The organism is Nocardioides sp. (assembly GCF_035703625.1).
Classification (GTDB): Bacteria; Actinomycetota; Actinomycetes; order Propionibacteriales; family Nocardioidaceae; genus Nocardioides.
This window is the reverse complement of the sequence record NZ_DASSXS010000289.1, coordinates 1-7,123: the sequence shown is the minus strand read 5'-3', so window position 1 is coordinate 7,123 and position 7,123 is coordinate 1. Positions and strand designations below refer to the sequence as shown.

General features: G+C 68.5%; 6 protein-coding genes. 3 read left to right on the top strand and 3 right to left on the bottom strand.

The genetic code is table 11. The annotated features are described in order from the left end of the window. Positions 1 to 1,131: 3'-5' exonuclease (locus VFN12_RS15160; protein WP_325119574.1), on the top strand; the 1,131-nt coding region annotated here is incomplete at its 5' end. A 42-nt stretch (positions 1,132 to 1,173) separates the two neighbouring features. Here the strand turns inward: VFN12_RS15160 and VFN12_RS15155 are convergent. Further along, positions 1,174 to 1,986, bottom strand: a complete 813-nt coding sequence (locus tag VFN12_RS15155; protein ID WP_325119573.1) for a M23 family metallopeptidase — start codon at positions 1,984 to 1,986, stop codon at positions 1,174 to 1,176. Positions 1,987 to 2,492: 506 nt separating this feature from the next. Between VFN12_RS15155 and istA the strand changes: the two genes are divergently transcribed. Then, positions 2,493 to 4,157: an IS21 family transposase gene (gene istA / locus VFN12_RS15150; RefSeq protein WP_325119572.1), complete on the top strand. Its 1,665-nt coding sequence runs from the start codon at positions 2,493 to 2,495 to the stop codon at positions 4,155 to 4,157. Next, the gene (locus VFN12_RS15145) at positions 4,154 to 4,924 is read left to right on the top strand and encodes an ATP-binding protein (RefSeq protein ID WP_325119571.1); all 771 of its coding nucleotides are present in this window, start codon (positions 4,154 to 4,156) and stop codon (positions 4,922 to 4,924) included. Before istA ends, VFN12_RS15145 begins: the two co-directional genes overlap by 4 nt. Before the next feature lie 265 nt (positions 4,925 to 5,189). Here the strand turns inward: VFN12_RS15145 and VFN12_RS15140 are convergent, their stop codons facing one another. Next, the gene (locus VFN12_RS15140; RefSeq protein WP_325119570.1) at positions 5,190 to 6,326 is read right to left on the bottom strand and encodes a M23 family metallopeptidase; all 1,137 of its coding nucleotides are present in this window, start codon (positions 6,324 to 6,326) and stop codon (positions 5,190 to 5,192) included. 267 nt (positions 6,327 to 6,593) lie between these two features. After that, positions 6,594 to 7,123, bottom strand: a 530-nt coding sequence (locus VFN12_RS15135) for an alpha/beta hydrolase (protein ID WP_325119569.1), incomplete at its 5' end; no start/stop codon positions are given.

Below are 7,123 nucleotides of genomic sequence, written 5' to 3'. Positions count from 1 at the left end.
GAGATCGGCGGGCTGGCCAGCAGGTCGGCCCGGCAGCTGAGGGAGTTCGCCGCGTTCCTGGACACCCACGAGGCGATGGTCGAGGACGGCGCACCGGCGGACCAGATCCTGCTCAGTGTGCTGGAGCACTCCGGCTACCTGGCCGCGCTGTCCGACTCCGACGACCCGCAGGACGAGACCCGGCTGGAGAACCTGCGGGAGCTGATCGGGGTGGCCCGGGAGTTCGTGGCCGAGGCGACCCCGGTGGCGCCGGGCGACTTCCGGCTGACCGAGGATGACCTGGCCGGGCTCACGGCCGAGGAGCTGGCCGAGCTGGCCCGGCTGACGGGGGTGGATCCCCGGACGGGTGAGCTTGCGACCGCCCCGGACGACATGGACCCGGACGACCCGGACCCCGACGACCTGGACCCGGACGACCGGGTGGACGGGAACGGAGCGGTCAGCCTGGCCGACGGCGCACCCGAGCCGGATCCCTCGTTGGGCGCGTTTCTGGAGCGGGTCGCCCTGGTGGCCGACTCAGACCAGATCCCCGACCAGAGCGAGTCGGCCGGGGTCGTCACGCTGATGACGCTGCACACCGCCAAGGGCCTGGAGTTCGACACCGTCTTCCTCACCGGCCTGGAGGATGCGGTGTTCCCGCACCAGCGCTCGCTGGTGGCCAAGGACGAGCGCGAGCTGCAGGAGGAACGGCGGCTGGCGTACGTGGGGATCACTCGGGCACGGCATCGGCTCTATCTGACCAACGCCGCGGTCCGGTCTGCCTGGGGTTCGCCGCAGCACAATCCGCCGAGTCGGTTCCTGGGTGAGATCCCACCGCACCTGATCGACTGGCGGCGGCTGGCCTCGGCGATCGGCAGCTGGCGCAACACATCGGCGACCAGCCGCAGCCAGACGAGCTGGCGTCAACGACCGAGTGTCGACGCCGAGTCACCGGCGTTCGGCTCCGGTCGGCGGGCGGTCAAGGCGATCCCGCGACTGACGGCGGGGGAGAAGGTGCTGCACACCACCTTCGGACTGGGGACGGTGATCGCCACGTCCGGCTCGCCCGACGACCCACGAGCCGATGTCGACTTCGGCTCGCACGGGATCAAGCGGCTTGCCGTTCGGCACGCGCCAATCGAGCAGCTCTAGCCGGCTCTAGCCGGCGGTGAGCGTCGCTCACCGGGCTCCGGGTCAGGGCTTGAGGCCCAGCTTGTTCAGCCAGGGCTGCGGGTTGGTGGCCTTGTAGACGTCCCCCGGGGTGGTCCCGGCGGGGTAGACCTCGAAGTGCAGGTGCGGGCCGAAGGACCGCCCGGTCATCCCGACGTGGCCGAGCTTGGTGCTGCCGGTCACCCGCTCGCCGGCCTTAACCGAGATCGATGACATGTGCGCGTACAGCGTCTGCGTGCCATCGGCGTGCTTGAGCACGACGTAGTTGCCGGCCCAGCCGCCTGCCTCGCCCCCGCTCCCGGCGTGCTCGACGACGCCTGCGGTCGGAGCGTAGATCGTGGTGCCGACGGGCGCTGAGAAGTCGAATCCGGTGTGGTAGCGGGCCCAGGCTCCGACGTCGCCGAACCGGGCGGCGATGCTGTAGTGCTTCACCGGCATCGTGGACTTGCCGAGCGCCCGCTTGGCGGCTTCGGCCTTCTTCTTTGCAGCCGCCCGCTTCTTCTCAAGCTTCTCGGAGCGCTTGTCGGCGGCGGCGTTCTCCGCCTTGAGCAACGCGGTCCGTGCCTTGGCTGCCTGCGGGTCGACCTCACCCGGCTCGGCGGCCACCTCGGCGGCCTGCGCGAGCGTGCTTGGGGCCAGTCCATCGGCCTCGCTCGGGGTGGTCAGCGCAGCGCGGAAGCTCGACCGGCTGATGGTGCTCGCGTCGCGCTGGAAGGCGGACGGCTGCTTGACGTCGGGTGTGACGGTGGTGACGACGGTGGGTGACGAGACGGCCGCCTGCAGGTCCTGCGCCGAGCTGGTGGACAGCCCCGAAGCCGCGACGCCGAGACCCAGCACGGATACAGCCAAGGTTGCCAGGCCCGCGTGGACCACCCGAGTGCGCAGGTGTGCGGCCTCGGGCAATCGGTGTTCCTGGGGCACCGCGCGCCGCGCAAGGGCGCGCTGCGACTGGGTTTGGGGCATGCTGAACTCCTGGGTCGACAAGGTCGGGTCTCTTCATGGGGCCGGAATCCCTGAAATGCCGAACGCGGATTCAGCCAGTGAAGTCATCCAGCGTGGGGGGCCGGATCGGTGAACTCTCAACCGACAATAACGGATTGATAACGTCGCCCCAAGTCGAGAAATACCAGTTGACAGGGTGGTTCCAGGTCTGAGTGGGGGTTTGTGATGAACGTCTCCCGGCCCGTGTGACGAATAGGGCTGGATGGTAGCGGTAGTCCACGCAGTTGGTAGCGCTGTTCTGGGGACTTGGTAGCGGTCCGGGGAAGCGCCTCAGGTCCTGTTGTGATGCGGGCCGGCGACACGCTGGGTGTCGCCGTCTTTGCATTGGAGGACGAGGGTTCGTGACGGACTATCGCAAGATCATGGCCTTGCTGCTGGAGGGTCGCAGCTACCGGGAGGTCGTCGAGATCGTCGACTGCTCACATCGCGAGGTGTCGCGGGTGAAGAAGGTCATCGACGAACAGGCGGTGACCGCGGTGTCGGTGGTGAGCGAGGCAGACCTGGGGCTGTGGTTCCCTGACGGGCGGCGGATTGTGTCGGCCACCTACGAGCAGCCTGATCTGGCAGCGGTGCTGGCCTCGATGAAGGCTCAGCGGCACTTCACGTTGTTGATGGCGTGGCGTCGCTACGCCGACGCCGGGACGTCGACGGGGGCCTCGGTGAGCAAGAGGTATGGGTACGCGCAGTTCTGCGCGTTGTTCGCCGACTACGTCCGCAAGAACGATCTGGTGGCGACGCTGCACCACGAACCTGGCCGGGCGATGCTGGTCGACTGGGCCGGTGACACCATCGACCTGGTTGACACCGGCAGTGGTGAGGTCACCCGGGCGGTGCTGTTCGTCGCGGTGCTGCCCTACTCAGGTGCCCTGTTCTGCCGGGCCTATCTCGACATGAAGTCACCGGCCTGGCTTGATGCCCATGTCCGCGCGTTCGGCTTCTTCGGTGGCGTCTCCCAGATCGTGGTCCCGGACAATCCGACGACCTCGACCCACCAGCGGGTCAAGGGCGAGGCTGAGCGGGTCGTGAACGCCCGCTACCGGCAGCTGGCCGATCACTATCAGACCGCTGTGGTGCCGGCCCGGGCGAGGAAGCCGCGGGACAAGGCGGCGGCCGAGAACGCCGTCAACGTGGTCAACAAGCGGATCATCGGCTACCTCGAGGGCGAGGTGTGGACGACGCTGGCCGAGTTGAACGACGCCATCGACGAGCGCGTCTACGAGGTCAACCACGACCTGCGTCGCGCGGACGGCACCACCCGGTGGGAGAGGTTCACCGGCGAGGAGCAGCCGCTGCTCGCTGCGTTGCCGGCAACCCGGTTCGAGGAGGTGGAGTGGAAGGAGCTCAAGGCCGGGCGGAACTACCACGTCTCGTGTGACTACCAGCGCTACTCGGTGCCCTACCGGCTCGCTGGACGGATGCTGCGGGTGCGGCTCACCTCGACGAGGGTGACGGTCTTCGACGGGCACGACCTCGTGTGTGAGCACCGCCGACTGACCGGGAGGAAGGGTCAGTACTCCACCCTGGCCGGGCACGTACCGCCCCAGCACCAGGGCATCGACGGGCTGTGGTCGCGGCGCTGGTTCACCGACCGGGCACGCTCATTCGGCCCGGCGACGGTCACGGTGATCGAGCAGATCCTGGACCGCCACGCCATCGAGGCGCAGGGCTATCTGGACTGTCAGAACATCCTGTCCGGGCTGGGCAAAGCCAACCGTGAACGGCTCGAGGCCGCCTGCCAGGAACTCCTCAACAACCGCAGCCAGGCCTCCTACACGACGTTGAAACGATTGATGGCCGCGATCAACTCTGATGCCAAGAAGCCCCGCAAGATCACCCCGGCCGCGTCGATGAGGAAACGCAGCAGCACCACAGCCGCCGGAGCCGGCGGGGGTGTCGAGCTGGGGCCGGACGTCTACGTCCGCGACGCGTCCCACTACGAGCTCGCCCCCGGACCGCTCAACGAGCACGACGGCCAGCGTGGTGGTGAGCAGGGAGTGGGTCGATGATCTTCACCAGCGTCGACTACGACAAGTTCCGGGCCCTGCGCGTGACCCACGTCGCCACCCGGTTCGAGGAACTCGTCAACGACGAGGCCAACGACGACCTCACCCCCGAGAAGCTGTTCTTGACCGCGGTCGACGACGCGTTGGAAGCGCGACGGATCAACAAGATCGAGAGGCTGATCCGATCCGCGGACTTCCCGATCCCCGAGGCCACGATCGCCGAGATCGACTACCGCGAAGGACGTGGGGTCAACCCGGTCAGGATGAGACGCTACGCCGACCACGACTGGCGAGCAGACCCGGTCAACCTGCTGATCATCTCGCCCACCGGCGGCGGGAAGACCTACCTCGCATCAGCGCTGGGGATCGCGGCCTGTCACAACGAGCACACCGTGGCCTACGTCCGCATGGACGACCTAGCCCGTCGGCTCGTCCTCGCCCGAGCCGACGCGATCGCCCACCAACAGCTGCTCAACCAACTGTCGAACGTGGACCTGCTCGTGATCGATGACTTCCTCACCGTCGGCATCGACAACGACGCCGCAGCCGACCTGTTCGCGATCCTGGCCAACCGCGACCACCGACTGCCCACGGTGATCGCCTCCCAGACCGGACCCGCACACTGGGTCGCGGAACTGCCAGACCGAGTGGCCGCCGACTCGATCGTGAACCGGCTCGCGAACCGAGCCCGCACGATCAACCTCGGCACGATCGACATGCGCAAGCTCCGCCACGACCAGACCCGCACCAACAACACCTACTGGGAGTGACCAACCAGCGGCCCCGGCACGAGCCGGGGCCGCTACCAACCCCGACGAACAACGCTACCAACTACGTAGACCAGCGCTACCAACCAGCGCTATGCGCCACCGTGTGAGGAAGATCTCGGATTGATTGCGGGTCTGCCGGATCTGACCCACGTAGACGGTCACCAGAGAGCCTCAGAAGGTCACGGAGAGCCTCAGAAGGTCACGACAGGGCTCGGGAAGGTCACGACAGGGTCGCGTTGCCGAGTGCTGCGTGCGATGTCCGGGGTCAGTTGACGCCGACGCCGATACTGCGCAGCCAGGGGACGGGGTTGACGGCCCGGTAGACGTCGCCGTACCTGACGCCGGCCGGATACAGCTCGAAGTGCAGGTGTGCGCCGAAGGCCCGTCCGGTCGCTCCGACGTAGCCGATCACCTGGCCGGCCTTGACCGACTGGCCGGCGCTGACCGCCATCGACGACATGTGCGAGGACATGGTGGTCATCCCACCGGCGTGCCTTACGGCCACGTGGTTGCCGGACCAGTCGCCGCTGTTGCCCGCATAGACCACGACGCCGTCGGCCACAGCCTTGATCGGCGTGCCGAACCCGGCACGGAAGTCCAGGCCGGTGTGATACCGCGACCACAGGCCGTACTGCCCGAAGTGGGCCCCGATGACCGCACCCGGCACCGGCGATGAGCTGCCACCGCCGGCCGGGACCGATGCGTCCACTCCGGGTGTCGTGGGGGTCGTTGAGGTGGTGCTGTCGGCGGTCGCCGCGTTCTCGGCGCCTTTGCGCTCGACCTCGGCGGCCACGCGCTTGCGGATGGCCGCGGCGAGCCGATCCTGGGCCAGCTTGACGGCGGCTTCCCGAGTCGCGCGCTCGGTGCTGGCGAGCTCCTGGCTGCGCGCGACGCCGCCGGCATCCCGGGCTGCCTGGCTGACATCCTCGGCGGATTCCGCCAGGATCTCGGCCCGTTGAGCGGCGCGCTCCTTCACCACCGCGGCCTGCAGCCGCGGGGTGCGGGCGGAGTCCACGACCGCCATCGGTCGGCCGAATGCGGCCAGCGTGCCGGCCATCGCAGCGCTGGTCTGACCGGCGTCTTGACCATCTCCGCGTTCGGTGGCACTGGACGGGCTGGTCGAGCCCGACTGGACGATGGGGTCGGCCACGGCGATTTCGACGGCCGGTGCGGCCGGCGCCGGAGCCGCGACCGGCTGGGCGCTGGTGGTCAACGACACCGAGCCGGCGACCGCGAGCCCGAGCGCGGAGATGGCAAGCGCGGCGATGCCGTGCGACAGCCAGCCGCGGCGCTCCGCCGTCGGCAGGTCCGCGCCAACCGGGCGGTTCGGCGTCGGCGTGCGCCGCGCTCGGTCGCCGGTCGGCTGCGCTGCCACCTGGCTGCTCCCCTCGTCCTTGGCCACCACAGCGGTGACTGTGCTCTCGTCTGTCGAGCGGCTCTCGTGTATCGAGCGTCGCCGGTGGTGGAGTCGCCCACCACCGGGAGTCGCAGTCGATCCGCGATTGGCGCCTTGCCTATGCTCCTGTGGGCTGTGACGAAGATAACGGACTGATAACCAAACCTCAACCGTCGGTCCACCCCCGAGGACCATGCGCCCGCTAGGAAACCGCGGGCGCATCCTTAGGATACCGGCGAGGTGCCGGGTGCGCATGCATGTCTGACGGACTCGCTAGGCGATCAGCGAGCTAGCGACGGTGGCCTCGTGGGAATCGAACTCGACCCGATCGTCTAGATGGGCGAGGGCGGCCGCGATCTGGAACGCGATGCCGCCGTCGTTGGTCAGCGACATGTGCCCGATACCGCGAACGGCCACGTTGCGGACCCGCAGGTCGGGGTGCAGGATCCGGGCGTTCCGGCCGGGCAGGATCAGCTGATCCAGATCGGAGTGGAAGGCGATGAACCTCGTGTCGCAGTCCGGCGCGGGCTCGTTGAGCTCGGCGATCAGGTCGGAGTCCGGACGGAGCTGACGGACCAGTGGCAACGCCGAGCCGGCCCGGGCGAGCGCGGTGCCCTGGTGCGGCGTACCCAGTGTGACGAGGGTGTGCACGTGCGCGTGGCCGGCCATCCGCTGAATGTAGTAGCGCGCGATCAGGCCACCCAGGCTGTGCCCGATCACGTGCACCTTCTCCGAACCGGACTCCGCGACCAGCCTCTCCACCGCCACCGCAAGATCCTGTGCGGTGGCCCGGACGTCTCTGG

Excerpts from the sequence above, each read along its gene's own strand:
- VFN12_RS15145 (WP_325119571.1), top strand. The coding sequence starts at position 4,154 with ATGATCTTCACCAGCGTCGACTACGACAAGTTCCGGGCCCTGCGCGTG.